The sequence below is a fragment of the Microbacterium longlingense genome, assembly GCF_058349825.2.
In genome coordinates, this window is record NZ_JBYRJA020000001.1 from 435,768 (window position 1) to 461,857 (window position 26,090).

The window sequence follows — 26,090 nt, forward strand, 5'->3', positions numbered from 1 at the left end:
AGGCCGCCGGGCGGAGAGTGCCCGCCCGGCGGCCGTCAGTTCTTAGAAGAGGCCCTTGGGCGCGGGAGCCGCGGCCAGGACACCCGGGGCGGCCACGATCGACAGGTCCAGGACCTCCTCGGCGGTGAGCTCGGGGAGACGCTGGACGAGCTCGAGGAACCGCTCGATCTCGGCCGGCTCCAGCACCGGCTCGGCGAGAAGACGGAACTTGTTGACGTAGTTCTCGCGGGCGAACGGACGAGCCCCCAGCGGGTGGGCGTCGGCGACGGCGATCTCGTCGACGAGGGTCGAGCCGTCGGCCAGCTCGATCTCCACCCGGCCGCCGAAGGCCTTCTCGTTCGGGTCCTCCGAGTGATACCGACGGGTCCACTCGGCGTCCTCGGCGGTGGTGATCTTGTGCCACAGTGCGACGGTGTCCGCACGGCCAGCACGCTCGGGGGCGTACGAGTCGACGTGGTGCCACCCGCCGTCCTGCAGGGCGACGGCGAAGATGTACGGGATGGAGTGGTCGAGGGTCTCGCGCGAGGCCTTCGGGTCGTACTTCTGCGGGTCGTTGGCGCCGGAGCCGATCACGTAGTGCGTGTGGTGGCTGGTGTGCAGGACGATGCTGTCGATGTTGTTCGGGTCTGCCAGGTCCGGGCGCTCGTTGTGGAGCTTGCGGGCCAGGTCGATCCACGCCTGGGCCTGGTACTCCGCCGAATGCTCCTTGGTGTAGGAGTCCAGGATCGCGCGCTTGGGCTCGCCGGCGGCAGGCAGCGGCACATCGTAGGAGGCGTCCGGGCCGTCCAGCATCCAGGCGATGACGCCGTCCTCACCCTCGTAGATCGGGCTCGGCGAGGTCTGGCCCCGCATCGCACGGTCGACCGCCTCGACGGCCATCTTGCCGGCGAACGCGGGAGCGTGCGCCTTCCAGGTCGAGATCTCCCCCTTGCGCGACTGACGCGTCGCGGTGGTGGTGTGCAGCCCCTGCCCGACGGCCTGGTAGATCGTCTCGACGGGAAGACCGAGGAGGGTGCCGATGCCGGCCGCCGCCGACGGACCGATGTGGGCGACGTGGTCGATCTTGTGCTTGTGCAGGCAGATCGATCGCACGAGGTCCATCTGGATCTCGTATCCGGTCGCGATGCCGCGGACCAGAGCGGCGCCGTCCTTGCCGGCGTGCTGGGCGACGGCGAGGATCGGCGGGATGTTGTCGCCGGGGTGCGAGTACTCCGCGGCCAGGAACGTGTCGTGGTAGTCGAGCTCGCGCACGGCCACGCCGTTGGCCCACGCGGCCCACTCCGGGCTCGTGCGGCGCTCGAGCGCGCAGCCGAAGACGGTCGAGCCGACGCCGTTGACCGAGACCGGGTGGTCCAGGGCCTGCTGACGGGCAGCCGAGACCGGCCCGCGCGAGAGGGAGGCGGCGGCGACGGCGGCGTTGTCGATGATCCGGTTGATGATCATGTCGACGACCTCTGGCTCGACCTCGACCGGGTCTGCAGCGACCTCGGCGATCTTCCAGGCCAGCTGCTCCTCGCGGGGAAGGTCTTCCTCGCTCTTGTAGACGCGGACGTGATGGTTGACGGTCATGCTGCTCCCTTGTCGTGGGTGGATTCGTGGGGGGCGACCGCGTCTTCGAGGGAGTCGAGGATGCTGGTCAGCGCGTTGTGCAGGTGCACGTGGGTGGCGTGCGCCGCGAGGTCTCCGTCGCCGGAGGCGATCGCCGCGGCGATGAGGCGGTGCTCGGCGACCGACGCGGAGAGGCGCTCGGGATTGTCGCGGCTGAGCCGGCGTACGCGCACGAGGTGGGTACGCACGGTGCGCAACGACGCGGTGAGGTAGTCGTTGTCCACCGCGCGGTCCAGGGCGGTGTCGAAGCGCCCGATGAGCGCGTAGTAGGCGTCGGTGTCGGCTTCCTGGTCTGACCCGGCGAGCGCGGACGCGGCGGAGAACTCCGCGGCGAGCGCCCGGAACACGCTCCGGTCTCCGCTGACCGCGGCCAGCCGGGCGGCGGTCTCCTCCAGCGCGCGGCGCACGTCGAAGAGCTTGCGGATGTCCGCGGTGTCGATGCCGGCCACGACCGTCACGCGGGGCGACTGCTGCACGAGCAGCCCATCGCCGGCGAGTCTGCTCATCGCTTCGCGCAGCGGGGTCCGGCTGACCCCCAGCCGGGCGGCCTGCTCGACCTCGGCGAGCACGGCGCCGGGAGCGAGGACGCCGGACTGGATCTCCTCGAGAAGGATCCGGTATGCGCGATCGCTCGCCTTCATCCCGCTTCCTCCTCTCGGCACCCGCTCTTGGCCACAGTGTATACACAATCACACAAGAAACGCGAATCTCACCATTTCGACGCCCGCTCGGTATACACAAGACGTCAGGGTGGGCCAGAACTGCACCCGGAGGCATGCCGGGTGCTGCGGCGGACCGCCCGCGCGGATCAGTCCGTCGTGAGCCCGCTGAGCAGGAGCTCTGCGTAGATCTCCCCGAGCTGGCCCGGAGACATCCGTCCGCCGGGCGCTGCGCCGTCCGTCGTCCACGCCGCCATGCCGATGATGCCGAAGGCGATCGCGCGCGGCGGACCGATCCGACGGAAGACGCCGGTCTCCACACCCTGGGCGATCACATCGACGAAGCAGGTCTCGAACGCGCACCGCTTGGCCTCGATATCGGCGAAGGTGCTCTCCGACAGGAACCGCCGCTCCTGATGGAACACCGCGATCTCCGCCTGGTAGCGGGCCATCGACTCCAGCAGCGCGTCACGGATCAACCGGCGCAGGCGCTCGGCCGGGCCCAGCTCCGGATCCGCCATGATCTCGCGCGCCCGCGCCAGCTGCCAGTCGACGAAGTCATCGTGCACGCAGCGGAGCAGATCCTCCTTGGTGCGGAAGTGATGGTAGAAGGCCCCTTTGGTCAGCCCTGCAGCATCGACGATGCTCTGCACCGACGTACTGGCGTACCCGTGCTGCTCGAACAGGTCCACTCCCGCGGCCAGCAGCGCCCGCCGCGCGCCCGCCGGATCACGCGTCCGCCGGGGCCGCCGCTCTGCTGCATCGCCCATGGCTCCTCCCCTCGGCCGACCACCCTCCGGGCAGGAGCGGCCTCCGGCAGCGCCCGCCATCGGACGCCGCCCCTCTCGCGCTGTCCGGCGGGATCCCGCCGAGACCGTCCCCTGAGCATACTCAACGGTCTGCACAGCGGACCAGGGCGGCCGGGCCGCGCTTTCCGATGGGCGTTCTCGCGCAACACGGCGACACGGCGAGCGGCGGGGAGAGACCCGATTTCGCCGCGGAGAGCGCCCGTCGTAGGCTCGCGTCATGACCGCTGAAGCTCGCCCCGAAATCATCGTCCGCCCGGTCCGCGACGTGGATGCCGAGGCCCTCGGCCGCGTACACGCCACCTGCTGGCACGAGACATACGACCATCTCATCAGCCGGGCCGCCCTGGAGGCCGTCAGTCCGCGCCGCCTCGCGGAGCTGTGGACTCACTGGGCCGCTCAGGGCGACGAGTACCGCATGTCGGCCGCGCTCGTCGACGGGGAGATCGTCGGCTTCGTCGGCTCCGGCCCGGCCCGCGACGAGGACGCCCCCCGCTCCCGTGAGCTGTACTTCATCTATCTGCTCTCCGCCTACCACTCGACCGGCGTCGGCCAGCGCCTCTTCGACGCCGCCGTCGACGAGGGAGAGGGTCTGTACCTGTGGGTCGCCGAGGACAATCCCCGCGCGCACCGCTTCTACACCCGCAACGGGTTCCACCTCGACGGTGCCACCAGCTCGCACCCGTTCCTCGGCGAGACCCTCACCGAGGTGCGCTTCGTGCGCTGACACACCCTCCGCACGACCGAGACGCCCGGCCACCGACATCGGTGACCGGGCGTCTCAGCATTCCCGTCTGTGCGAGCGAGGAGCCCGGCGAGGCCGGTCGCTCAGTTGCGGCCGAAGTAGCGCACGTCGTCGTTGTTCACGAGATCGGGCACCGTCCAGCCGTCGAGGTCGTACTCGCTGAGGAACTGGTCGGCCAGTCCCACCATCTGATCGGTGGTTCCGCGGGCCTGCGCCATCAGGAGCTGCTCGATCTTGACGTTCTCGTGGTTGCCGGAGTAGTTGCGCTCGTACAGCTCATGACGACCCCCGAACTCCGACCCGATCGAGTCCCACAGCGCCTTCAGGAGCTTGACCCGGTCGACGGCGCTGACGCCGTTGGAGCCGCGGACGTACTTGTCCAGGTACGGACGCACCTCCACGCTCTTGAAGTCGTCCGCGCCGGAGGGCAGGTAGATCAGCCCGGACGCGACGTCCTGCTCGATGATCTCCTTGATGCGCGGGTAGCCGAAGATCATGAACTGCCGGTACACCAGGCCGTGCTCGATCTTCGGGATCACCGCACCGTTCAGCCACGGCTCCGGGTCCTTGGCCATGACCGTCGAGAGCGACCAGAACAGGTTGCGCCAGCCGATCACCTCGCCGACCCTGGTCTGCACGCCCCGGAAGTCCTTCGCACCGGTGATCTCGAGCGCCTTCAGCAGAAGACCGGCGATGAAGTCGAGCTTGACCGCGAGGCGGGTCACGCCCTGGAACGTGAAGCGCTGCAGGAAGCCGGACTGCGGGAAGAAGGCGTTCACCTTGTCCGCATCGCCGTAGAGGAAGACGTTCTCCCAGGGCACGAGCACCTTGTCGAACACGAAGATCGCGTCGTTCTCGTCGAAGCGGCTCGACAGCGGGTAGTCGAACGGCGAGCCGACGATCGCCGCGTTCTGCGCGTACGAGGTGCGCGAGATCAGCTTCACCCCCGGTGCGTCCATCGGCACGGTGCAGATGAGCGCGAACTCCTTCTTCTTGATCGGGAGGCCGTAGTGGGCGATGAAGTTGTAGTTCGTGATCGCCGACCCGGTGGCCACGACCTTCGCGCCCGAGACGATGAGTCCGGCGTCGGTCTCCTTCTCCACCTTGATGAAGACGTCGCCCACCTCGTCCGGCGGCAGGTGGCGGTCCACCGGCGGGTTGATGATGGCGTGGTTCCAGTACAGCACCTTCTCCTGGGACTCGCGGTACCAGCGCTCCGCGTTGTCGCCGAAGGGCTCGTAGAGGTCGCGGTTGGCGTGCAGCGTGCCAAGGAAGCTGGCCTTGTAGTCCGGGCTGCGGCCCATCCACCCGTAGGTCAGGCGCGCCCAGGCGGCGATGGCGTCGCGCTCCTGGAGCAGGTCGTCCGCGCTGGTGGGGGTGCGGAAGAACGGGAAGGTCACGCCGCCGTTGCCGGTGTCGGTGGGCGTGGTGACGGTGTCCACCAGCGGCCCGGTGTGCATCGAGTCGTAGAGGCGGGCGACCGAGCGCACCGAGTTGCGGAAGGCGGGGTGCGTCGTGACGTCCTTGACGCGCTCGCCGTGGACGTAGACCTCACGGCCGTCCTGCAGCGACTCGATGTACTCGTCGCCGGTCATGGGCCGGGTGGCATAGTTCTTCGATTCCGCGTTCGTCGTCGACATCGCGGTCTCCTCTCTGTGTCGGGATGGGGGGGTGATCGGGGCGGCCGCCGGTGTCAGCGGCCGGCACCCAACGAGATCGAGGTGATCGTGCCGGTGTCGCCGAACCAGCTCGTGTGCGGGTAGTCGCTGGATCCGAGCCACGGCACGTGCGCCGTGGTGCGACCGAGCAGGTGCAGGGCGCCGCTGTGGAAGACCAGGGGCGGGCGCTCCGTGCGACGGTGATCGAGGATCTCGCCGATCACGATGATGTGGTCGCCGCCGTCGTACACCGCCCAGGGGGCGCACTGGAAGGATGCGGCGGCCCCCGTGAGCGCCGGCACAGCCCAGTCCTCCTCCCACGACGGGTCCTGCGGCCCCGGCCGACCGGCGAAGTGCATCGCGAGGTCTGACTGGTCATCGGCGAGCACGCTCACGCTGAAGGGCTGACCGGGGATGAGTGCGGCGATGCGGTTGGCACGGATCAGCGTCACCTGCAGCAGCGGCGGATCCAGCGACACCGAGGTGAACGCCGAGACGGTGGCGCCGTGCACGCCGCCGTCCTCGCCGTGGCAGCTGACGACGGTGACTCCGCTGGCGAACTTCCCGAACGCGTCCCGCAGTGCTCGTGAGTCGGACATCCTCGTCCCTTCTTCCCCGTCGAACGATGGTTCCTCAACGGTAGGAACGGGGAGCCGGGGCGACTATCCGCTTTGCGTCGGTGTCATCCGATTCACGCGTCGCGTTGCGTCCCGCGTCCCGCCCAGTGGGACCCCCGGGGTTTTCACCGGTGCCGCGCGCGACGCAGGGTCTCGGAGGGAGACTCGCCGTAGGCGCGGCGGTAGGCGGCCGCGAACCGCCCCATGTGCACGAGGCCGTTGCGCAGGGCGACGTCGGTGACGGTGTCGCCCTCGCAGGGTCGCTCGAGCTCTGACCGCGTCCGCTGCAGGCGCAGGGTCGTCAGGTAGCCGTGCGGGCTCTCGCCGAGGTGCGTGCGGAAGGCCTCCTGCAGCTGCCGGATGCTGATTCCCGCCGTCTCCGCCATGTCGGCGGCCGTCCAGGCGCGATCCGGTTCGTCGTGCAGGCGCTCCACGACGCGGCGGAGGTTGCGCGGGCACGCGGCCAGCTCCTCGTCCTCCGGCATCGCGGCGAGCAGGAGGGCGGTGGTCAGCGCTCCGGCGAGCTGCTCCTCCACGAGCGGGTGGTCGAAGGGGTTGTCCAGCACGGACTTCACCAACCCCACCCAGCGGCGATGCAGGTCGTCGTCGAGGGAGAGCTCCGGTGGCAGGCTGAGCGGATGCGCGAACAGCCGCTGCGCCTCGCGCGCCAGATGGTCTCTCTCGAAGCGCACACCGACGATGCGGCACTCCGCCGGCCATCGCGTGATCGTGACCGGGGTGTCGCTCGGGTACAGCGTCGCCCGCCGGGTCGTCGCGACCAGGTCGGTTCCCCGCACACGGGACGTCATGCTCCCGGCCAGGGGCAGGTTGACGGCGTAGCCGCCCGCATGCGCCGTATCGACGACGACAGACGCCCCCCACCCAATCAGGGCGATCCGGGCGGGACCGACCTGACGGCCGTCGATGGTGAGCCCGAGCGCGGTGGAGTCCTTCTCCACCGGGGTGAGCCGGTGGGGGAAGTACGCCTCGGAGACCGTGTGGGAGGCTTCGCTCCAGTCAGCGGTCCGCACCGTCGCCGTCCACGTCTTCGTGGGGCCCTGGGCCGGAGGCGACCAGATCCGAGCGCAGCGGCGCCGGCTGCATGAGGGTCGCGAAGGAGGCCTCCTGCGCATCCATCCCCCGGTCGATGAGCTGGCCGAGGGTGAGCGATGCCATGCGCACCGCGGCCCCGACGCGGCGCGGATCGAAGTCCGCGGCGCGCCCGGTCAGTGACAGCCCCCCGCGCAGCTCGCCGCGGGATCCGCGAATCGGCGCACCGGCGCAGGCCACACCCGGCCCGCTCTCCTCGCGCTCGTAGGCGACGCCCTCCGCGCGGACCGCGGCGAGCTCGGCGTCCAGCGCGGCGTGGCTGGTGATGGTGTTCGGTCCGAACCGGCGCATCCGGTGCGCACGGACGGCCTCGACCTCGTCGTCCGTGGCGTAGGCGAGCATCGCCTTGCCGACCGCGGTGGCGTACGCCGGCATCCGCCCGCCCACGCGCGAGGGGAGATCCTGACGGTAGGAGAGGATCTCGATGTAGAGCACATCGCCCTGGTCGAGCACGGCCAGGTGCACGGTGAGCTTGGTCGACTCGCGCAGATTCGCCATGATCGGCAACGCGATGCGGCGCATCACGCGCTGCCGCGGCACGAGCTGCCCGATCTCGAACATCATCATGCCCAGCCGCACGCCGCCGGCGGTGCGCTCGAGCACGCCGAGCTCGATCAGCTCGCCGATGATCCGGTGCCCGGTGGCCTTGGGGAGCCCGGCGCGCCGGGCGAGGGTGGTGGGCGAGACGGCCACGTCATTGGGACGGAACGCCTTGAGGATCTGCGTGCCTCGTTCCAGCATCCCGGCTCGTGCCGCCGGCTGACGTTCATCGCCCATCATCGCTTCCTTGCGCTCGGACTCCCCGCGGAGGTTATGCCTCGTCGATCTGCATCACCACGGCCTTCGGCTCGGTGAAGAACTCACGGCTGAACGAGCCGCCCTCGCGGCCCATCCCGGAGTCGCCCACCCCGCCGAAGGGTGCACGCAAATCACGGATGAAGAAGGTGTTGACCCACACCGTACCCGCCTTCAGGCGCGCGGAGAAGCGGTGCGCACGCGACAGGTTCTCGGTGAACACGATCGCGTTGAGCCCGTAGGGCGTGCCGTTGGCGAGCTCGGCGGCTTCCTCCTCGGTGTCGAAGGGCACCACGACCACCACCGGCCCGAAGATCTCCTCGCGGTACTGCGGCGCATCGGTCCCGAGACCGGTGACGATGGTGGGATCGACGAACAGCCCATCGCCGGGCACACCACCCGTGACGATCGTCCCGCCGTTGTCCTCGACGGTGGCGATGTAGCCGCTGACCTTCTCGAAGTGCTTCGCGGAGGCGAGCGGGCCGAGCTCGGTGGACTCCTCGTTCGGGTCGCCCTTGCGCAGCGCATCGGCGGCGGCCACGAAGCGCTCCATGAACGCGTCGTAGATGCCGCGCTGCACGAACAGCCGCGAGCCCGCCAGGCAGACCTGCCCGGCGTTGCGGAAGATCGCCTGCGCGCTCCAGTACACCGCGTTGTCGAGATCGGCGTCGTCGAACACCACGTTCGCGCCCTTGCCGCCGAGCTCGAGGCTCACCGGCACCAGGTTGCCGCCGGCGATGCTGCCGATCGCCCGCCCGGTGGCGGAGGATCCCGTGAAGGTGATCCGGTCGACCCGGGGGTCGCCTGTCAGCAGGGCGCCGGTGGCGCCGGCGCCGTGCACGACGTTCAGCACGCCATCGGGGAAGCCCGCCTCGATCGCGAGACGCCCGAGCAACGTCGCGGTCGCCACGCTGTCCTCGGAGGGCTTGAGAACGACGGTGTTGCCCCACGCGAGCGCGGGCGCGACCTTCCACGATTCAAGCATCAGCGGGAAGTTCCACGGCGCGATGGCCACCACGACCCCCGCCGCCTCGAAGCGGGTATAGGCATGGTGTCCGGTGTCCGACGGATAGGCGTGGGAGTCCGAGAGCCGGGCGTGGTCGGCGAAGAAGCGGAAGTTCTGCACCGTGCGGTTCACGTCATGGCGGGCCTGGGCGATCGGCTTGCCGATGTCGCGCGTCTCCGCTCTGGCGATCAGCTCGGCGTCGCGCTCGATGAGGTCGGCGAGCGCGTGGATGAGCGCACCGCGTCTGGCGTAGCCCATCCGCGGCCACGGTCCGTCGTCGAACGCGGCGCGCGCCGCCGCGATCGCGCGGTCGACGTCGGGCTCGGCGCCCAGCGCGACCGTGGCGTACTGCTCCTGCGTGTAGGGGTCGATCACCGGGAAGGTGCCGCCGTCGACGGACGGCGTCTCGGCACCGCCGATGATGTGGCCGAAGAACTCGTCGGTCATGATTCTCCTCTCGCGAGACGCTCCTCGATGGTGACATCGCCCGCGGCCCAGTGCCGGGCCGGGACCTGCCGGATGACGACGCGCACGTTCTGCAACGGCTGGTCGAGGGTCTCGACCGTCGCGCGCGTGAGCGCGGAGATCAGCGCGCGCAGCTCTGTCTCGGTCCTGCCCTCCACGAGCGACACTTCGATCAGGGGCATCAGTCCTCCTCGGGGGACGGGGTGGCGGGCAGGTAGATCGACCCGAGGGTCGTGAAATGGAACGCGACCGTGCGTCGCGGGTCGTAGGCGATGGCGTCGGTGAGCGCCCCCGCGAGCACGAGCTGGCCGGCCCGCAGACCGAGGCCGCGTTCGGCGAGGATGTTGATGCCCGCTGCGAGCGCCCTGAGAGGGTGGCCGAGGATCGCTGCGCCGGTGGCCGTGTCGACGACCTCGCCGTCGACCTCCACCACGACGGCCTCGAGCTCCAGATCGACCTCGTCGACCGCACGGGCCACGGGCCCGACGACGAATCCGCCCGAGGAGCAGTTGTCCGCCACGACGTCTCCGAGGGCGAAACGGTAGTCCGCGAAACGGGAGTCGATGACGTCGAGTCCGGCGAACACCGCGCCCACCGCGCCGGCCGCCTGCTCCGGAGTGACACCGGGACCGGCGATGTCGTGCGCGATCGTGAAGAAGATCTCCGGCTCGACCCGCGGGTGGATGAACCGGCCGTCTGGCAGCGGAACGTCGCTCTCCAGCCGGTGCGCATCGGTGATCCAGCCCACCAGCGGCACGTCGACGTTCATCCGGCGCTGCTTGGCCTTGCTGGTCAGCCCGAGCTTGACCCCGATGAGACGCTCGCCGCGCTCCTCGCGCGCACGCAGGGTGCGATCCTGCACGGCGTATCCGGAGCGCTCGTCGAGCTGCGGGTGCGTGGTGGCGGTGAGCGCCGCGATCGCGGTGCGGTCGCGCTCCGCCGCGAGCAGCGTTTCGGCGATCTCATCGATCGCTGTACCGGCCACACCGCTCTGCTCCGCCGTGCTGCTCTGCGCGCTCATGCCGCTCCCTGCCCGTTCTGCTCGGCCGCGAGGGTGACGGCGATGTCGATGAGGAGATCCTCCTGGCCGCCCACGAGGCCGGACTCCCCGGCGATCCGGAGCAGCTCGTGGGCCGGGACGCCGTAGCGGGCGCCCGCCGCGTTGGCGTGGTGGAGGAAGCTCGAATAGACCCCGGCGTAGCCCTGCATGATCGAGGAGCGATCCATCCACGGACGCTCCGGCACGTAGGCGTCGACGACGTCGTTGGCCGCGGCGAGGATGCGGTCCAGGTCGATCCCGGTCGGCACGCCGATGCGCTCGAAGACCGCCACGAGCACCTCGGTCGGGGAGTTGCCTGCCCCGGCGCCGAGCGCGATCAGTGAGCCGTCGATGTTCAGCGCACCCGCACGGTGCGCGAGGACGGAGTTGGCCACGCCGAGCGCGATGTTCTGGTGACCGTGGTAGCCGACCCGCGCGTCGTCGCCGAGCTCCGCGACCAGCGCGGCGACACGGTCGGAGGCCTCTTCGAGCACGAGCGCACCGGCCGAGTCGACCACGTAGACCGTCTGGCATCCGGCATCCGCCTGGATCCTGGCCTGCTTGGCGAGCTCCTCCGGGGTGAGCCGATGGCTGAGCATCAGGAAGCCCATCGTCTCGAACCCCAGCGAACGGGCCACGCCGAAGTGCTGGATGGAGGTGTCCGCCTCGCTGCAGTGCGTCGCGATGCGCACCACCTCGGCGCCCGCGTCACGCGCAGCGCGCATGTCGTCGCTCGTCGCGACCCCCGGGAGCATGAGCGCGGCGATGCGCGCGCTGCGCGCCTCCTCTGCCGCGGCCTGGATGAGCTGGATGTCCGGCACCGCGGAGAAGCCGTAGTTGAAGCTCGACCCCGCCAGCCCATCGCCGTGCGTGACCTCGATCACGCCGACGCCTGCGGCGTCGAGAGCACGGACGGTCTCTCGCACCTGCTCCTCCGTGAACCGGTGGCGAACGGCATGGGAGCCGTCGCGGAGCGTGGTGTCGACGATGCGCACCTCGACGCCCTCGGGGAGCGCGATGTCTGCGGCGGCGTCGTGGTAGACCTGCGTCGTGGTTTCGGTGCTCATTGCTGTCCCTCCAGCTCGCGAACGCCGGCGCCGCGGTGCTCGGCGACGACCTCGCCGATGCGCGCCGCCGCAGCCGTGATGATGTCGAGGTTGCCGGCGTAGTCAGGCAGGTAGTCACCGCGCCCGCGCACCTCCAGGAGAACCGCGACGCGGTTCATGCCCTGCCAGGTGTCGATGGCGGTGTCGTACTGCGGGTCGGCGCGCAGGCGGTATCCCGGCACGTACTCCTGGACCTTCGCGACCATGCGGTGGATCGACTCGGTCACGGCGTCCTGCACCGCGCCCGGTTCTGCCGCGTCGTCGGGGATCGCGGCGAACACGGTGTTGCGCATGATCATCGGCGGCTCGACCGGGTTGAGGATGATGATGGCCTTGCCGCGCTCAGCCCCGCCGACGGCCTCGAGGGCGCGGGAGGTGGTCTGGGTGAACTCGTCCAGGTTGGCGCGGGTTCCCGGACCCGCGGAGCGGGAGGAGATCGAGGCGACGATCTCGGCGTACGGCACGTCGACGACACTGCTGACGGCGGACACGATCGGCGTGGTCGCCTGCCCGCCGCACGTGATGAGGTTGACGTTGTCCGCGTCGAGGTTGACGTCGAGGTTGACCACCGGGCACACGTAGGGACCCACCGCAGCGGGGGTCAGGTCGACGGCGAAGACGCCGGCGTCGCGATACTTGGGGGCATTGGCCTGGTGCGCCTTGGCGCTGGTGGCCTCGAACACGATGTCGGGGACGTCGTCCTGCGCGAGCAGCCAGTCCACGCCGTCTGCACTGGTGGTCAGCCCGAGCCCGCGGGCCCGGCGCAGGCCGTCGGAATCGGGGTCGATCCCGATCATGTGCGTCACGCGAACGCGGTCGCCGTGACGCAGCAGCTTGAACATCAGGTCGGTGCCGATGTTGCCGGAACCGACGATCCCGGCGGTCAGAGTTCTCGACATGGGGTCACTTCCTCTTCTGTCGAACGGATGAGAGCCGCAGCGGGTGCGGCAGGCTGTGCTTCACGCGAAGCGCGCGGTGACGGTGCCGAGGCCGGCGAACCGGGCGGAGACCACGTCTCCGCTGCGCACCGGGATGGCGCGCGTGACGGAACCGGGCAGGATCACCTGTCCGGCGCGGAGGGCCTCGCCTCTCCTGCCCAGCGTGTTCGCCAGCCAGACGAGGGCGTTGATCGGCGAACCGAGCACGGCGGCGCCTGCGCCGGTCTCGGTGATCACGCCGTTGACCCGCACGTTCACACCGAGCATCCGCAGATCGACCTCGTCGACCCGCCTGGCCGTCGACCCCAGCACGACGCCCCCGCTGGAAGCGTTGTCCGCGATGGTGTCGAAGAACGTGATGCGCCAGTCGGCGATGCGGCTGTCGATGATCTCCAGCGACGGCAGCACCCAGTCGATGGCGTCGAGGGCCTGCGCGGTGTTCACTCCCGGCCCGACGAGGTCCTTGCCCAGCAGGAAGGCGACCTCCGGCTCGACCTTCGGCTGCAGGTAGCGGTTCGCCGGAATGGGCACGTGCTCCTGCTCGAAGAAGTCATCGAGCAGGACGCCGTAGTCCGGCTGGTCCACCCCCAGCTGACGCTGCATCGCGAGGGACGTCAGCCCGACCTTGCGGCCGCGGATGACGCGTCCCTGCGCCTGCCACTGCTCGACCTGGATGCGCTGGATCACGTAGGCGTCGTCGAGGTCGATCTCGGGGTGTCTGGCCACGAGCGGCTCCACGGGCCGGCCGCTGCGGTAGGCAGCGGCCAGCCCGTAGGCGAGCTCCGTGCGGAGGTCGTCGCGCATTCTCGGTATCGCCTCTCAGGCGCGGTTGGGCGTCTTGTACTCCGACGGCATGTTGTTGGGCGTGCCGTACAGGAAGTACTCGGTGGGCAGCGGAGCGCCGTACCAGATGATCGACTGGTCGATGTTCTCCTCGGTCCAGGTCAGCGGCTTCCAGTCCGGGTCGAAGATCAGGTATCCGGCGTCGCCGAAGAACTCGATCCGGTTGCCGCCGGGCTCGAACGCGTAGAGGAACTTCGCCTGGCTGATGCCGTGCTTGCCGGGACCGGCCTCGATCTCGATGCCGTTCTCGGTGAAGACGTCGGAGATGTCGTCGAGGTGCTGGGGGTAGCCGTACCAGAACGCGACGTGGTGCAGACGACCGTTGCCGCCGGCGGACTGCCCGGACTGGTCGCCCATCGTCGCGATCTCGTGGACGAGCGGGCTCACGCTCATCCAGGCCGCCGCCTCCTTCGTGCCGTTCTCGAGCAGGATGCGCTCACGGAGCTTGAACCCGAGGTTGTCCTGAAGGAACTGGCGGTCCTTCGCGACGTCATCGACCATGAGGTTGACGTGGTCGAGGCGACGCACGGGAACACCGCGCGTGGGCCGCTTCTGCGGGCGGCTGAGCAGATCGCTCTGCTGGTCGGCCGGCGCCTCGTAGTAGTCCACGTCCCACAGCAGCGCGTGGTTGTGGCCGTTCGGGGTGGTGAAGTGGTAGCTCGGGCCCTGGCTGCGGTCCCCGTCGCTCCAGCGTCCCGCGACGCCGGCGGCCTCGAGGGCCGCGACGCGCCGGTTCAGCGCCTGCGGCGACGTGGTGCGCCAGACGTTGCCGCCGGTGCCGGGGGTCTCCCGGTAGGTGAGCTTGAGGGAGTACTCGTACCAGTCCTCGTACGCCCGCAGGTAGACGGAGTCGCCCTCGCGACCGACCTCGGTCATTCCGCACAGCTCGGTGAAGAACCACAGGCTCTCATCGGTCTTCGGGGAGAACATCTCCACGCTGGCCAGCTGTGCGATGTCGAAGATCGGCTCCGGGGTGGAGCTGTCGACGTTGTTGCTCATGTGCGCGACCTTTCTCAAACGTCGTTGTTCGGCGGTTCCCGACCCGACCGGGGAGGATCTCTGCTGTTCGTCCCCGACCGGTTCATCTGCCCCACGGCAGGTGTCGGCGTGCCCTTGGCCAGAAAGCTAGACCCGCCGCCGGGGACTTCCAATGCCGGGTCTCGACCACTGAGACACGTAGTTCGACGGCTGAGGGCGCGCCCCTAGCATCCTGTCATGAGCACCACGAACGAGCGCCTCGCGATCACGCGCGCGCGGTCTGCGCTGGCCATCGGCGTCCTGACCGTCGGCGGTTTCGCGTTCGGCATCTCGGAGTTCGCCACGATGGGTCTGCTCGGCGACATCGCGCGCAGCATCGTCCCCGACTTCGCCGCAGCGCCGGAACAGGGCATCGCCCGTGCCGGCACCCTGATCAGCGCATACGCCGCCGGCGTGTTCATCGGGGCGCCGACGATCGGGGTGCTCGCCGCCCGGCGCGCCCAGAGCTCCCTCGCGCTGTGGATGCTGCTGGCGGCCGTGGTGGCCAACGCGGCGACCGCGCTGGCCCCGTCCTTCGAGATCGCCGTGATCGCCCGCTTCGCGGCCGGACTGCCGCACGGGGTCTACCTGGGGGTGGCGTCGCTGCTGGCGGGAACCCTGCTCGGACCCGGCCGGCAGGCGCAGGGCGTCGCGCTCGCGCTGAGCGGGCTCACCGTCGCCAACCTCGTCGGCGTGCCGATCGCCACCTGGGTGGGGCAGGGCGTGGGGTGGCGGTGGATCTTCTGCGCCGTCGCCGTGATCCTCGTGCTGACCGTGGCGGCGCTGCGGGTGCTCCTCCCCCGCGTGCCGGGCGACCCGCACGCGAGCCCGGCCTCGGAGCTGACCGCCTTCGCCCGTCCCCGGTTCTGGGTGGTGGTGGGCGTCGGCGCGATCGGCTTCGGCGGGTTCTTCGCGATCTACACCTACATCGGCGAGGTCGCGGTGTCGGTCACCGGGCTCGCGGCACCCACGGTGCCGCTCGTGCTCTTCACGATGGGGGCCGGCATGGTCATCGGCAACCTCATCGGCGGCTGGGCCGCAGACCGCAACCGCCCGCGCACGATCTTCGCCGGCTTGGCCGGCCTCGCCGTCGCGCTGGGCGCGTATCTGCTGCTGGCCGAGCATCCGGCCGGACTGTTCGTGACCGTGTTCCTGGTGAGCCTCTCGGCCTGGACCTTCACCCCGGCCGTGCAGTCCTGGCTGATCGACACCGCCGGCGAACAGCGGCTGCTCGGAGCGGCGATGAACCATGCGGCCTTCAACGTGGCCAACAGCATCGGGGCCTGGGGCGGGGGTGCGGTCATCGCCGCCGGCCTCGGCCTGCTGGCTCCCGCCGGTGTGGGGATCGGTCTCGCGTGCGCTGGGGCGGCACTGGCGGCCGTCGGTCTCCTGGCGGAGCGGCGCGAACGCGCCACGCGGTAGTCGCCGGGGCCCCGCATACGGGTGCGGCCCGGCCGCACCCGGCCGGGCCGCACTCCTATGCGGGGCGTGGTCAGCGGCCGCTGACCCGCCCGAACACCTTTGCCACCGGTGCGATCACCAGCGGACGCACCGCGGCGTTGGCGCCGAGGATCACCGCGACCGACACCAGGAACACCCAGAAACCGGCCCACGAGGCCACCTCGTCCGTGCCCACGTAGATGTGGTTGAGGTTGCGGCGCATGCCCGTGGTGAACACCAGGGTGACGTGCACCACGATGAACGCCACGAAGTAGATCATGACCGGGAAGTGGACGGCACGCGCGAGCTCCATCGGATACATCTTGCTGAGGCGCTCCGCCTTCTTCGGCCAGAAACCGGACATCCGGAACCCGGTCGCCGCGGCGAGCGGAGCAGCGATGAAGATGGTCGTGAAATACGCCAGCTGCTGGAGGCTGTTGTAGTTGGCCCAGCTGTGCTCGGTCGGCCAGTCCAGCGAGATGTACTGCAGCATCGCCGAGAGCGCGTTGGGGAAGACCTCCCAGCTGGTGGGCACGATGCGCATCCAGTGGTTCGTGGCGAAAAGCAGCACAACGAAGATGATCCCGTTGAGCATCCACAGCGCGTCGAGCGCCTGATGGAACCAGATCGTCAGGCTGACGCGGTGCTTCTCGTTACGTTTGGAGGTCCAGAACACCGTGGGGCGCTTCTCGCGGCGGATCGTGATGCCGGATCGGATGATCAGGATCATCAGGAACATGTTGAAGAAGTGCTGCCAGCCGACCCACGACGGGAAGCCCTCCTCCGCGCCCGCCGGGAGATCGTACTCACCCGGATACGCCGCCAGGAACTCCTGCAACGGCTCGGTGCTCAGCAATGCCCGGACGAACGCGATGGCAGCTCCGGCGAGGAACGCCAGCGCGAGCGCGCCGAGCAGACCGGTGATGACCATCGGCCAGCCGGGCCGCTGCGTCGACTCCGCCTGCGCGGGGCCGGTCGCATGACGGGGCGCAGCGCCAGCCCACACCGTCTGCGGAAGGCGCAGCGGTCCGGACGGCTTCACGGGCTCGGCAGCGACCGCGACAGCAGCAGCCGGATCCGCCGCGGGAATCGCCGCAGCAGCGGGGGGCACAGCATCCGCGGCGCCCTGTTCGACGACCGCCGCTGTCAGCGGGAGCGTTCCGGCGGGCGGCCAGGGTTCTCCCCCGGCCACCCGAGGCAGACCCCGGCGCAGGGGTGCCGCGTCCGCGGCGGGCGCGAGCGTGACCGGAGCGGCGGGGGAAGCCGGCGCCGCACTCGGCGCTGGCACGGCAGCGGGAGCCGCCGGAGCGGAGGCCGCGGGAGCCGAGGCAGCGGCAGCCGACGTCACGGCAGCAGCAGCAGGGGCAGCCGAACCGGCCGGCGGCCAGGGTTGTCCCCCGGCCGCGCGCGGCAGACCCCGGCGCAGCGCAGCGGCGGCGACCGGAGCAGCGGTTGCGGGAGCAGGAGCGGTCTCCGGGGTCGTCGTGGCGACGACGGGCGCCGTCGGGGCGCCCGCATCCGCGCGCACGGGGACCGCGGCCGTCACCTCTGCGACGACCTCCTCGACCACCGGGGGCGCAGCATCCGGGGCGACGGCGTCCGCGGGAGGCCAGGGCTCACCGCCCGGCACCCGGGGGAGCCCACGACGCAGTGTCGCCATGCTCAGTTCTTCCGCGCTTCGAGTGCCTTGATCACCTGCGGCACGACGGAGAACAGATCGCCCACGACACCGAAGTCGGCGATCTCGAAGATCGGCGCCTCCGGGTCCTTGTTGATCGCGACGATCGCCTTCGACGTCTGCATGCCCGCACGGTGCTGGATCGCCCCGGAGATGCCCAGCGCCACATACAGCTGGGGCGAGACAGAGACACCGGTCTGACCGACCTGGTGCGTCTGCGGGATGTACCCGGCATCGACCGCCGCGCGCGAGGCGCCGACCGCGGCGCCCAGGGCGTCGGCCAGCTCCTCGACGATCGCGAACTTCTCCTGCGATCCGACGCCGCGTCCGCCGGAGACGACCTTCTTCGCCCCGCGCAGCTCCGGCCGGTTGGAGGCGACCTGGACGACCTCGATCTCGCCGGCCGTCGTCGCCACGGCGTCGGACGCCGTGACCGCGAGCTCCTCCACCCTGGCATCGCCCTGCGCCTCGGCGCGGGCTTCGATCGCACCCTGGCGGATCGTGATGATCGGCACGCCGAAGGTCGCCGCGGCGTCGACGAGGAAGGCACCACCGTAGACGGAGTGCTGCGAGACGATCCCCTCGCCGTCACGGCTCACGCCCACCGCGTCGACGTTCAGCGCGGAAGACAGGCGCACCGCCAGCCGGGCAGCGACATCGCGCCCGGCGATCGAGTTGGAGATCAGGACCGCGTCTGGCCGGACCGCCTCGACCGCCGCCTGGGCGGCATCGACGACGGGCACGGTGAGCGATGCGGCGTCGGCGTCCGCCGTGAGCACGACAGCGGCGCCCGCGGCCGTGGCGGCGTCGACAGCGGCCTGCGCCGAGCCCGCCGGGGCGGCGACGAGCGCCACCGGCACGCCGATGGCGGCGGCCGCGCCGATCAGCCCGGCCGTGCTGCTGGCTGCTTCGCCGTCGGGGGTGACGTCGACGAGGACGAGGATCGCGTTGTCGGGGTAGCTCATGATTGCCTCACACCAGTCGGTTCTGCACGAGGAACTCGACCAGCTTCTCAGCGGCGGTGCCGTCGTCTTCGATCTTCACGCCCGCGGCCCGCGGAGGCTTCTCCGAGACAGCGGTCAGGATGGCCTGCGGCGCGACGCCGGGGTCGACGCTCACATCGAGGTCGGCGAGGGAGATGACATCGATCGGCTTCTTCTTGGCCGCCATGATGCCCTTGAAGTTGGCGAAGCGCGCCTCCGGCAGCGCCTCGGTGACGGACACGACCGCGGGGAGGGGCGCAGACACCTGCTGCGGCCCGAAGTCGGTCGCGCGCGTGCCGGAGACCGCGTCGGCGGAGATCTCGACCGCGCTGAGCGATGTCAGCTGGGCGAAGCCGAGCAGTTCGGCGAGCATGGCGCCCATGACGCCGCCGGAGCCATCGGTGGAGAGGTTGCCGGTGATCACCAGATCGGCACCGCCCCGGCGGATCGCGGCGGCGAGCACCCGGGCGGTGACGCCCAGATCGGCACCCGTGAGAGCGTCGTCGACGATGTGCACGGCGGAGTCCGCGCCGATGGCCAGCGCGCGGCGGATGGACGCGGTCGCGGTGGCGGGGCCCAGCGTCAGGGCGACGATCTCGGTGCCGGGGTTGTTCCCGGCGAAGACCAGGGCGACCTCGAGTGCGCGCTCCGTGATCTCGTCGAGCACGACGTCACCCGCTCCCCGATCGGCGAGGCCGGTCTCCAGGTCGAGCTTGCGGTCGCCGTAGGTGTCCGGCACCTCTTTGACCAAGACGAAGATCTTCATCGACTACCTCCAGGGCAAGTCTGCCACGCCCGTTCGGGCTGCTCCCATCCAACGCCGCCGTCGGCGGGCCGGTCCGGTCATCAAAAAATCAAATATACGATATCAAGCCTTGCGCCCCCGCCCCGCCTTCTGGGCTGAAACCGCGTCTCATACTACGCGACACTCCATCCCACGTCACCCCTTCCCCCTTTCCCACCCGTCGCCGAATCCGCCCGGCGCACCGCGTCCGCCCGATGTGCGAACACCGCGGGCGCGGTTGCGGGGCGGAAAGAGGGGATCCGGCGACGGGGGTCAGTCGCCGTCGTAGACGTAGGTGACGAAGCGGGACGGGATATGAGCGCGCTGCCACGCGAGCTCGGCATCGCGCCGGCCCGCGTCGCCGGGAAACGCTTTCGCCGTGTGCCGCGGCACCTGACGCGCATGCCCGGCCATATGCGCCACGGCGACGGCCTGTCCGCACACCCGTGCCGCCGCCGCGGCCGCGGCCGTGTCGGCCTCGCGTGCCGCCGCGTGGCAGGCGAAAGCGCGCTCGCGCACCTCATCGATCGTGCGCTCTCCGCGCAGGAAAGCCCACGCCGCCTCCAAGGCCTCCTGCGGGCGGAGATCCTGCGGGCGCTCGGCGACGAACAGCGGCAGCAGCCGCTCCGCACACGCGGCCGTCCACGACACGAGCTCCCGGCGATCGAGTTCCGCGAGGGTCAGATCATCGACATCGGGCAGCTCATCGCCGTACGCGGTCATGCCGCGCTCCTTCCGTCTGACTGTCGTCCGATCTCGACCGGAGCGTGCGGCTCCGGCGCCGCATCACCAGCGTAACCGCCGACGCCCAGCGGATAGGGTCGGAGCCATGCCCTGGGTCAACGACGCGATCCGCCTCCTCGAGGCCGATGCCAACCGCAGTGCCGACACGCACCTGCATCTGTTCCCGCTGCCGGCCGAGTGGGGCGTCGACCTCTATCTGAAGGACGAGTCTGTGCATCCGACCGGATCGCTCAAGCACCGCCTGGCGCGCTCGCTCATCCTGTACGGCCTGGTCAACGGACGCATCGACGCCGCGACGACGCTGGTCGAGGCGTCGTCTGGCTCGACGGCGGTCTCGGAGGCCTACTTCGCCCGCATGCTCGGCCTGCCGTTCATCACCGTGGTGCCGCGCTCGACGAGCCAGGAGAAGGTCGACCTCATCGAGTTCTATGGCGGGCGCTGCCATTTCGTCGACCGCGCAGAGGAGATGCATCCCACCGCCGAGCGACTCGCGGAGGAGTGTCACGGCCACTTCCTCGACCAGTTCACCTACGCAGAGCGCGCCACCGACTGGCGCGGCAACAACAACATCGCGGAGAGCGTGTTCTCACAGCTGAGCCACGAGCGCTTCCCCGTGCCGAGCTGGATCGTGGTCGGCGCCGGCACCGGCGGCACGAGCGCGACGTTCGGCCGCTACGCCCGCTACCGTCGTCACCCCACGCGCGTCGCCGTTGTCGACCCGGAGAACTCCGCGTTCTACGACGGCTGGCGGGCGGCCACCGGCCGCTGCAGCGACGCTGACGTGGTGGCGTGCACGGCGCCCAGCATGATCGAGGGCATCGGACGACCGCGCGTCGAGGCGTCGTTCGTGCCGACCGTGATCGACGAGATGATCCGGGTTCCGGACGCCGCATCGGTCGCCGCCATCCGGCTGCTGCGCGAGCGCACCCCGCACTGGGCCGGCGGATCGACCGGCACGAACCTGTACGGTGCGCTGGCGCTCATCGCCCGCATGCGCGACGCGGGCGAGCAGGGCAGCGTGGTGACCCTGATCTGCGATGGCGGTGTGCGCTACGCCGCCACCTACTACGACGACGCCTGGGTCGCAGCCCAGGGCTGGGATCTGGCTCCGCACCGGACGCGCCTGGAACGCTTCCTCGCCGGAGGCCCGTGGCACGAGCCGTCCGCCTGACGCCTCGGACTGAGGCGGATCGACTCACGTGCGCGCGGCGACGTCCTCCGCGACGATGTCGGCGCGCTCGCGGTAACCGCGGGCACTCAGACGATCCAGCTCGACCTGTTTCGCCACGGCCGCGGCGCGCTCGTAGAGCGAAGGCGGACCGAAGCTCGTGAGCATCTTCACGATCACCGGCAGCAGCTCGATCATGAAGAACAGCGCGGCGATCAGCCAGTGCGCCCACAGGATCGCCGGCTCGCGTTCGCCCAGACGCTTGAGACCGCTGATCTGGCTGAGCAGGCCGATGGCGTCCGCGTTGGTTCCGGCGATGACCGATGCCCGGTCGTTGTACGCGGCGAGCGCCGCCTCATAGGTGGCGCGAGCGGCGGGCAGCTGGGCCTCGGCCTGCTCACGGTTGGTCGCCTCCGATGCCGAAGTCGCCTCCTTCGCGCCGGCGTCCGCAGCGGCGAGATCCTCGTTGGCTGCGCGCAGCTGGGCGGCGAGGTCGTCGTAGGTCTGCTGGGCCTGCGCGAGCTGCGACTGCGCCGCCTCCGAGCTCGATCCCTCGCCCAGCATGCCCGTGCAGCCCGGCACCGTCCCGGCGCCCTCGCCGGTGAGCTCACACTGGTACAGCGCCCTGGCCTGGTCGATCACGCCCTGCTGCGCGGCGAGCTGATCGTTCAGCTGGCCCACCGCGCTCTGTGCGGCGGAGAGGGTGGCGGAGGGTCCGTCCGCTCCGGCGACGATCCCCGTCGCCGCCTGGTTCTCGAGCTCCTGGACGCGCGCGAACGCCGCGTCCATCGCCTTCTTCTCCGGCCCCTGCTCCAGCGCCTCCTGGTCGCCCAGCGACTGGGTGATGTTGGTCGTGGTCACCTCGCGGGCGATGTCGTTGTGGAACGCCTGGAGCACGATCGGCTCGGCGACCACGAAACCGATCACCGCCGCCATGAGCACACGGGGGATCGCCAGGCCGAGGAGCTTGAGGATGTTGCGCGTCGAGGTCATGGTCGAGGTCAGGAAGCGGTCGAGGTTGAAGATCAGCAGGCCCCACACGATCGCCAGCGGGATCGCGAGCCACACCGCGACCTGCACACCCGTCGTCAGGGCGAACGTCATCGACAGCGCCGAGACGAGGGCCGTGCCGAGCAGCACGAAGAACATCTGCACGAACCGCGTGGTCTCCAGCGGCACTCGGTCGAGGATCGGGCCGTCGGCACCGCCGAGGATCGCCAGCGCACGCAGTCGCGACCCGCGCGGAGCCGGGACGCGGCGGGCGCGCGGAGCCCGGGCGGCGCGCGGAGCCGCCTCAGCGACCGTCGGCGCGACGCCGGACGCCTCCTGCGCGCCAGCCGGGGCCGGTTCGCTCGTCTGCTCCGGCTCGCCGTCCTGCTCGAACTCGCGCAGCGGCTCGAAGAGGGCCTCCGGTTCGTCGATCCGCTCGGTCGTCGCCTCGGCGTCCCCCTGCTCCTCCGGCGCACCGGTTGGCTCGAAATCGCGGACGAAGAACGCGTCGGCCTCGTCGGCGGACGGCTCTCCCTCGCTGTCGATCTCGAAGGTGATGCGGCCCTGGGAATCGAGCTGCCCGGGGCGGTGCGCGGAATAGGACATCTGACAACGATAGGAAGTCAATGCTGGCAAACCGTTGGACGATCGCTGAAAGCGCACATAGGGTGTCGCCCCTCCTGCGCCCGCGCGAGCACGCGGGCCGCCTGTGCGCCCCGCTCGGAGGAGTGCTCTTCACGCGCAGAGATCTCAGAAGTTCCCCTGAGCGGGGCGCACATCTCCGGGGGAGGCGCCCCGCCTCCCCCGTCAGGGGAGACGCGTCGCATCACCCCTGACCGCGTCCTCCCCCGGACTCGGCCGCGTGGACCCTGCGAGGACGAAGGCCTCCGCCTGCGCGGCCGGTCGTGCCGCCTCCGCCTGCGCGGTCCCCGCGTCGGGCTGGGCCGGATTCGGCCCCTGGGCGGTCGGCAGCGTCACCGCGAGCGCGGCGAAGCCGGCGGTCGACAGCGAGTGCGCTCGCGACGAACGATAGGCGACGTGGAGATCCTCGAGCACCCGCGCACATCGCCGGCACATGCCCAGATGCGCCAGCACGGCGGGCTGATCCGCTGCGGCGACCCCGCCGAGCAGGACCGCGGGCAGCTGCGCACCCGGATGACGGGCGTCCTCGCGCAGATCCACCGGAACATGTTCGAGCAGCCACCGTCCCCGCAGCCCGTCCTTCGCCCGCAGGTAGAGCGCGGAGACCGCGTTGGGGGTGATCCCGAACCGCGCCGCGATGTCCGGCCGCCCCACCCGCTCGACCTCGGCGAGCCAGAGCACGCGCTGCCAGCGCTCCGGCAACGCGTGGAATGACCGCAGCAGAATGACCGCCTCATCGTCGCCCTCCACGACCGAAAGCCCGTCGACCTCGCTCGACGCGCCGGCATCGGGGTCGAGCACGACCCGACCACGTGCGGCGCGCGTACGGATGGCGAGGTTGCGGATGCTGGTGAACAGATAGGCCCGGAAGTGGGTGTCCGGCCCCTTGCCGCGGATGCAGATCTGGTCGAACAGGGCCAGGAACGCCTCGGAGACGACATCCTCCGCATCGTTCGGCGCCACCCGCCTCGCCAGGCTCAGCGCTGCGCTGATGTGTCGTGACCAGAGCTGTTCATATGCACTCCGGTCGCCCTGTCGTAGCTGCGCGATGAGGGCAGCGTCGGACAGCTGCCCCTCGTCGTGCGCGTCGATCGGACCATCGATACCCACCAAGGATCCCCCCTCTCGGCGATGCGATGGAACGCACGAGCGAACCATCGCATCGCTGATGGGAGATCAGGGGAACCCGGCAGTGACGTGACCGAATCGAATAATCGGCAAACTCCCAGAAATGTGCTCGGACACGCCCCCGCCCGCATGTTCGAGAACGACCGGAGCCGGCGCCAGATCGGGCGCCGTTGCACACGCGGGGCGACATCGCCTCACCGCCCGGCCGTTCCCCCACACTACCGCGGCGCCGGAGGAAGCCCTGCTCCGGCGGATGTCTGCGCCCCGCGCTCAGAGCACGCTGCGGTACTCCCGCCACGCCTCGCCCAGCCGCCGCAGCCCCTCCCGCAGCATCTGCTCGTCCGCGGTGAACGGGATGCGCAGGTGGTCGTCATCGGAATGCCCCGCAGCGAACTCGTCGCTCCCCGCGACGGCGACTCCGTGCGCAGCAGCACGCCGCGCCATCTCGGCGGCGGAGCCCGCCGGCATCCGCACCCAGGCGCTCAGGCCGCCACGCGGCGGCGTGAACGTCCAGCCGGGGAGGTGCTCGGCGATCAGCTCGGCGAGCACCCGGAGCGCGGCGGCGTGGCTGGCGCTCACCTCGCGGCGCAGCCGCGGGGCATGCTCGATGAGGCCCAGCGCGAGCAGCTGCGCGGGAATGCTCGACGAGCGGTCGGTGATCTGCCGGAGCCCGCGCATCCGGCGCACGAGCACGGGGTCGGCGCGCAGCCAGCCGATGCGCAGGCCGGACCACGCCCACTTCGACAGCGACTCCACCACGATGATCGGAGCGTCGGGTCGGAGCGCGGCGAGGGTGGGCGGCACGATCCCGTCGAAGGAGACCTGGGCGGGCACGCGGTCCTCCAGCACCGGAACGCCATAGTGCGCGGCGAGCGCAGCGACACGCAGCCGCGCCTCGGACGACATCCGGGTGCCCGTGGGGTTCTGGTGATGCGGGTTGATCGCCACCAGCACCGGACGCAGCCGCGCGATCGCGGCCTCCAGAGCGTCGACGTCGAGACCGTCCGGTCCCATCGGAACGCCGTGCACGATGCCGCCCCGCTCGCGCACCGGATCCGTCAGCCCCGGCCACGCGATCTCCTCGGTCAGCACGACGTCTCCCGGCGCGACCAGGGCGCCCGTCACCAGGCTGATGGCCTGCTGGGCGCCGTGGGTCACGAGGATCTGCTCTGGTGTTGTCGGAGTGCCCTCGTCGCAGAACAGGAGTGCGATCCGTTCGCGCAACGCCGGCAGGCCCGCCGGGTCTGTCTCGGTGAGCAGGAGCGCGTCGACCCCGGGCGAGTGCGCGCGCACGATCTCGACCGCGGCATCCGGAATCTGCGGCACGCCGAGCATCAGGTCGATCGCCGTGGGAGCGGGAGAGAACAGCGCCTCGCCCTTGCGCCGCGTCACCGGCACGGCACCGCCCCCGGAGCTCGACGCTCCGGCGACCGTTGTGCCGCTCCCCTGCCGGCGCTCGACCACGCCGGCCTCGGCGAGGGCACCGTATGCGGCGACCACGGTGCCGCGGGAGACCGCGGTCGCCGCGGCGAGGGCGCGCTCCGCCGGAAGGCGATCCCCTGGGCGCAGTTCACCGGTGGTCACCAGGCCGGAGATCGCCCGAGCCAGCCGCGCCGAGAGGGTTCCGTCACCGTGGGCCCAGCGGCCCAGGCGGGTGGCCAGACGATCGCTCAGAACCACCGCCGATCCGTGGTCCATCAGCCGAACATTGGCCCTGTCATCGCCGCTCATATCTCCGCATTCTGGTCCAATGAACACTGCAGCGTGCGCCGTTTCGCCATTTCGTAGTCCATTCGACGCGCATTGGACCGTCGAAGAGCTCATCGGCCGGCTCGCCCTCGACGACGCAGCGCTGCACTCCTCTGCCACGGCGACCGATCTGGTGCGCGTGGAAGAGGCGCTGTGCCGGGCGGCAGGCGTGCCCTCCTGGCACGGCCGCGCGGATGCCGTGGCGCTCGTGCGCTCCATCGCCGACGTCACGCGTGCCTTCCCGGCGCTGCGCGGGGCACGGCTGGACGAGCTTATGGCAGCCACCACGGCCGTCGGAGCCACGGCCGCGGTTGGACCCGCGCTCCCCTAACTCCGGCAAAAACCCGCCGCGCGGCCCGAAAACGGCAGAGC

General features: G+C 70.5%; 25 protein-coding genes. 4 read left to right on the forward strand and 21 right to left on the reverse strand.

All coding sequences use genetic code 11. The features are described from left to right. Positions 1-42: 42 nt before the first annotated feature. The 3 genes from AC3RXY_RS02030 to AC3RXY_RS02040 all read right to left on the reverse strand — a co-directional run bounded on the left by AC3RXY_RS02030 (position 43) and on the right by AC3RXY_RS02040 (position 3,037). A complete protein-coding gene (locus AC3RXY_RS02030) occupies positions 43-1,569 on the reverse strand; it encodes an MmgE/PrpD family protein (RefSeq protein WP_491509206.1) in 1,527 nt (508 codons plus the stop codon). Further along, positions 1,566-2,249 (reverse strand): GntR family transcriptional regulator, encoded by a 684-nt coding sequence (locus AC3RXY_RS02035; protein WP_491509207.1) that lies wholly within the window; start codon positions 2,247-2,249, stop codon positions 1,566-1,568. The genes AC3RXY_RS02030 and AC3RXY_RS02035 overlap by 4 nt, the downstream gene beginning before the upstream one ends. A gap of 167 nt (positions 2,250-2,416) precedes the next feature. Beyond that, positions 2,417-3,037 carry a TetR-type transcription factor C-terminal domain-containing protein gene (locus AC3RXY_RS02040; RefSeq protein ID WP_491509208.1) on the reverse strand — a complete coding sequence of 207 codons (621 nt, stop codon included), beginning with the start codon at positions 3,035-3,037 and terminating at the stop codon, positions 2,417-2,419. Between the two features lie 256 nt (positions 3,038-3,293). Here AC3RXY_RS02040 and AC3RXY_RS02045 point away from each other — a divergent pair, with 256 nt between their 5' ends. Beyond that, positions 3,294-3,800, forward strand: coding sequence for a GNAT family N-acetyltransferase (locus AC3RXY_RS02045; RefSeq protein WP_491509209.1), 507 nt, complete (start codon positions 3,294-3,296; stop codon positions 3,798-3,800). Positions 3,801-3,901: 101 nt separating this feature from the next. Here the strand turns inward: AC3RXY_RS02045 and AC3RXY_RS02050 are convergent, their stop codons facing one another. The 11 genes from AC3RXY_RS02050 to AC3RXY_RS02100 form a co-directional block, all read right to left on the reverse strand. Next, complete coding sequence (locus AC3RXY_RS02050; RefSeq protein ID WP_491509210.1) at positions 3,902-5,458, reverse strand: 4-hydroxyphenylacetate 3-hydroxylase N-terminal domain-containing protein; 1,557 nt, start codon at positions 5,456-5,458, stop codon at positions 3,902-3,904. Positions 5,459-5,511: 53 nt separating this feature from the next. Beyond that, entirely contained in the window at positions 5,512-6,075 is a 564-nt protein-coding gene (locus tag AC3RXY_RS02055) for a flavin reductase family protein (RefSeq protein WP_491509211.1), read from the reverse strand. Positions 6,076-6,218: 143 nt separating this feature from the next. Further along, positions 6,219-7,124: an AraC family transcriptional regulator gene (locus AC3RXY_RS02060; RefSeq protein WP_491509212.1), complete on the reverse strand. Its 906-nt coding sequence runs from the start codon at positions 7,122-7,124 to the stop codon at positions 6,219-6,221. Further along, positions 7,111-7,980, reverse strand: coding sequence for an IclR family transcriptional regulator (locus AC3RXY_RS02065; protein WP_491509213.1), 870 nt, complete (start codon positions 7,978-7,980; stop codon positions 7,111-7,113). The genes AC3RXY_RS02060 and AC3RXY_RS02065 overlap by 14 nt, the downstream gene beginning before the upstream one ends. Before the next feature lie 34 nt (positions 7,981-8,014). Continuing rightward, positions 8,015-9,451 carry an aldehyde dehydrogenase gene (locus AC3RXY_RS02070; RefSeq protein ID WP_491509214.1) on the reverse strand — a complete coding sequence of 479 codons (1,437 nt, stop codon included), beginning with the start codon at positions 9,449-9,451 and terminating at the stop codon, positions 8,015-8,017. Continuing rightward, positions 9,448-9,651, reverse strand: coding sequence for a tautomerase family protein (locus AC3RXY_RS02075; protein ID WP_491509215.1), 204 nt, complete (start codon positions 9,649-9,651; stop codon positions 9,448-9,450). Before AC3RXY_RS02075 ends, AC3RXY_RS02070 begins: the two co-directional genes overlap by 4 nt. Further along, a complete protein-coding gene (locus tag AC3RXY_RS02080) occupies positions 9,651-10,490 on the reverse strand; it encodes a 2-keto-4-pentenoate hydratase (protein WP_491509216.1) in 840 nt (279 codons plus the stop codon). The genes AC3RXY_RS02075 and AC3RXY_RS02080 overlap by 1 nt, the downstream gene beginning before the upstream one ends. Next, on the reverse strand, positions 10,487-11,575 hold the full coding sequence (gene dmpG / locus AC3RXY_RS02085) for a 4-hydroxy-2-oxovalerate aldolase (protein WP_491509217.1): 1,089 nt from the start codon (positions 11,573-11,575) through the stop codon (positions 10,487-10,489). Before dmpG ends, AC3RXY_RS02080 begins: the two co-directional genes overlap by 4 nt. Continuing rightward, a complete protein-coding gene (locus tag AC3RXY_RS02090; protein ID WP_491509218.1) occupies positions 11,572-12,513 on the reverse strand; it encodes an acetaldehyde dehydrogenase (acetylating) in 942 nt (313 codons plus the stop codon). Before AC3RXY_RS02090 ends, dmpG begins: the two co-directional genes overlap by 4 nt. 60 nt (positions 12,514-12,573) lie before the next feature. Beyond that, positions 12,574-13,356, reverse strand: a complete 783-nt coding sequence (locus tag AC3RXY_RS02095; RefSeq protein ID WP_491509219.1) for a 2-keto-4-pentenoate hydratase — start codon at positions 13,354-13,356, stop codon at positions 12,574-12,576. Positions 13,357-13,371: 15 nt separating this feature from the next. Beyond that, positions 13,372-14,394: a catechol 2,3-dioxygenase gene (locus AC3RXY_RS02100; protein ID WP_491509220.1), complete on the reverse strand. Its 1,023-nt coding sequence runs from the start codon at positions 14,392-14,394 to the stop codon at positions 13,372-13,374. 216 nt (positions 14,395-14,610) lie between these two features. Here AC3RXY_RS02100 and AC3RXY_RS02105 point away from each other — a divergent pair, with 216 nt between their 5' ends. Then, positions 14,611-15,834, forward strand: a complete 1,224-nt coding sequence (locus AC3RXY_RS02105; RefSeq protein WP_491509221.1) for an MFS transporter — start codon at positions 14,611-14,613, stop codon at positions 15,832-15,834. A 70-nt stretch (positions 15,835-15,904) separates the two neighbouring features. On the opposite strand, the gene AC3RXY_RS02110 is transcribed toward AC3RXY_RS02105, so the two are convergent. The 4 genes from AC3RXY_RS02110 to AC3RXY_RS02125 form a co-directional block, all read right to left on the reverse strand. Next, positions 15,905-17,512, reverse strand: coding sequence for a cytochrome b/b6 domain-containing protein (locus AC3RXY_RS02110; RefSeq protein ID WP_491509222.1), 1,608 nt, complete (start codon positions 17,510-17,512; stop codon positions 15,905-15,907). A gap of 2 nt (positions 17,513-17,514) precedes the next feature. After that, positions 17,515-18,495: an electron transfer flavoprotein subunit alpha/FixB family protein gene (locus AC3RXY_RS02115; protein WP_491509223.1), complete on the reverse strand. Its 981-nt coding sequence runs from the start codon at positions 18,493-18,495 to the stop codon at positions 17,515-17,517. A 7-nt stretch (positions 18,496-18,502) separates the two neighbouring features. Beyond that, positions 18,503-19,279 carry an electron transfer flavoprotein subunit beta/FixA family protein gene (locus AC3RXY_RS02120; protein WP_491509224.1) on the reverse strand — a complete coding sequence of 259 codons (777 nt, stop codon included), beginning with the start codon at positions 19,277-19,279 and terminating at the stop codon, positions 18,503-18,505. Positions 19,280-19,570: 291 nt separating this feature from the next. After that, a complete protein-coding gene (locus tag AC3RXY_RS02125) occupies positions 19,571-20,020 on the reverse strand; it encodes a putative immunity protein (protein WP_491509225.1) in 450 nt (149 codons plus the stop codon). Between the two features lie 106 nt (positions 20,021-20,126). On the opposite strand from AC3RXY_RS02125, the gene AC3RXY_RS02130 reads away from it, so the two are divergent. Next, positions 20,127-21,212: a PLP-dependent cysteine synthase family protein gene (locus AC3RXY_RS02130; RefSeq protein WP_491509226.1), complete on the forward strand. Its 1,086-nt coding sequence runs from the start codon at positions 20,127-20,129 to the stop codon at positions 21,210-21,212. Between the two features lie 24 nt (positions 21,213-21,236). On the opposite strand, the gene AC3RXY_RS02135 is transcribed toward AC3RXY_RS02130, so the two are convergent. The 3 genes from AC3RXY_RS02135 to AC3RXY_RS02145 all read right to left on the reverse strand — a co-directional run bounded on the left by AC3RXY_RS02135 (position 21,237) and on the right by AC3RXY_RS02145 (position 25,700). After that, entirely contained in the window at positions 21,237-22,805 is a 1,569-nt protein-coding gene (locus AC3RXY_RS02135) for a DUF4407 domain-containing protein (protein WP_491509227.1), read from the reverse strand. A gap of 201 nt (positions 22,806-23,006) precedes the next feature. Further along, the gene (locus AC3RXY_RS02140; protein WP_491509402.1) at positions 23,007-23,951 is read right to left on the reverse strand and encodes an RNA polymerase sigma factor; all 945 of its coding nucleotides are present in this window, start codon (positions 23,949-23,951) and stop codon (positions 23,007-23,009) included. Between the two features lie 288 nt (positions 23,952-24,239). Next, entirely contained in the window at positions 24,240-25,700 is a 1,461-nt protein-coding gene (locus tag AC3RXY_RS02145; protein WP_491509228.1) for an aminotransferase-like domain-containing protein, read from the reverse strand. A gap of 19 nt (positions 25,701-25,719) precedes the next feature. Here AC3RXY_RS02145 and AC3RXY_RS02150 point away from each other — a divergent pair, with 19 nt between their 5' ends. After that, positions 25,720-26,049, forward strand: coding sequence for a hypothetical protein (locus tag AC3RXY_RS02150; protein ID WP_491509229.1), 330 nt, complete (start codon positions 25,720-25,722; stop codon positions 26,047-26,049). Positions 26,050-26,090: the final 41 nt, after the last annotated feature.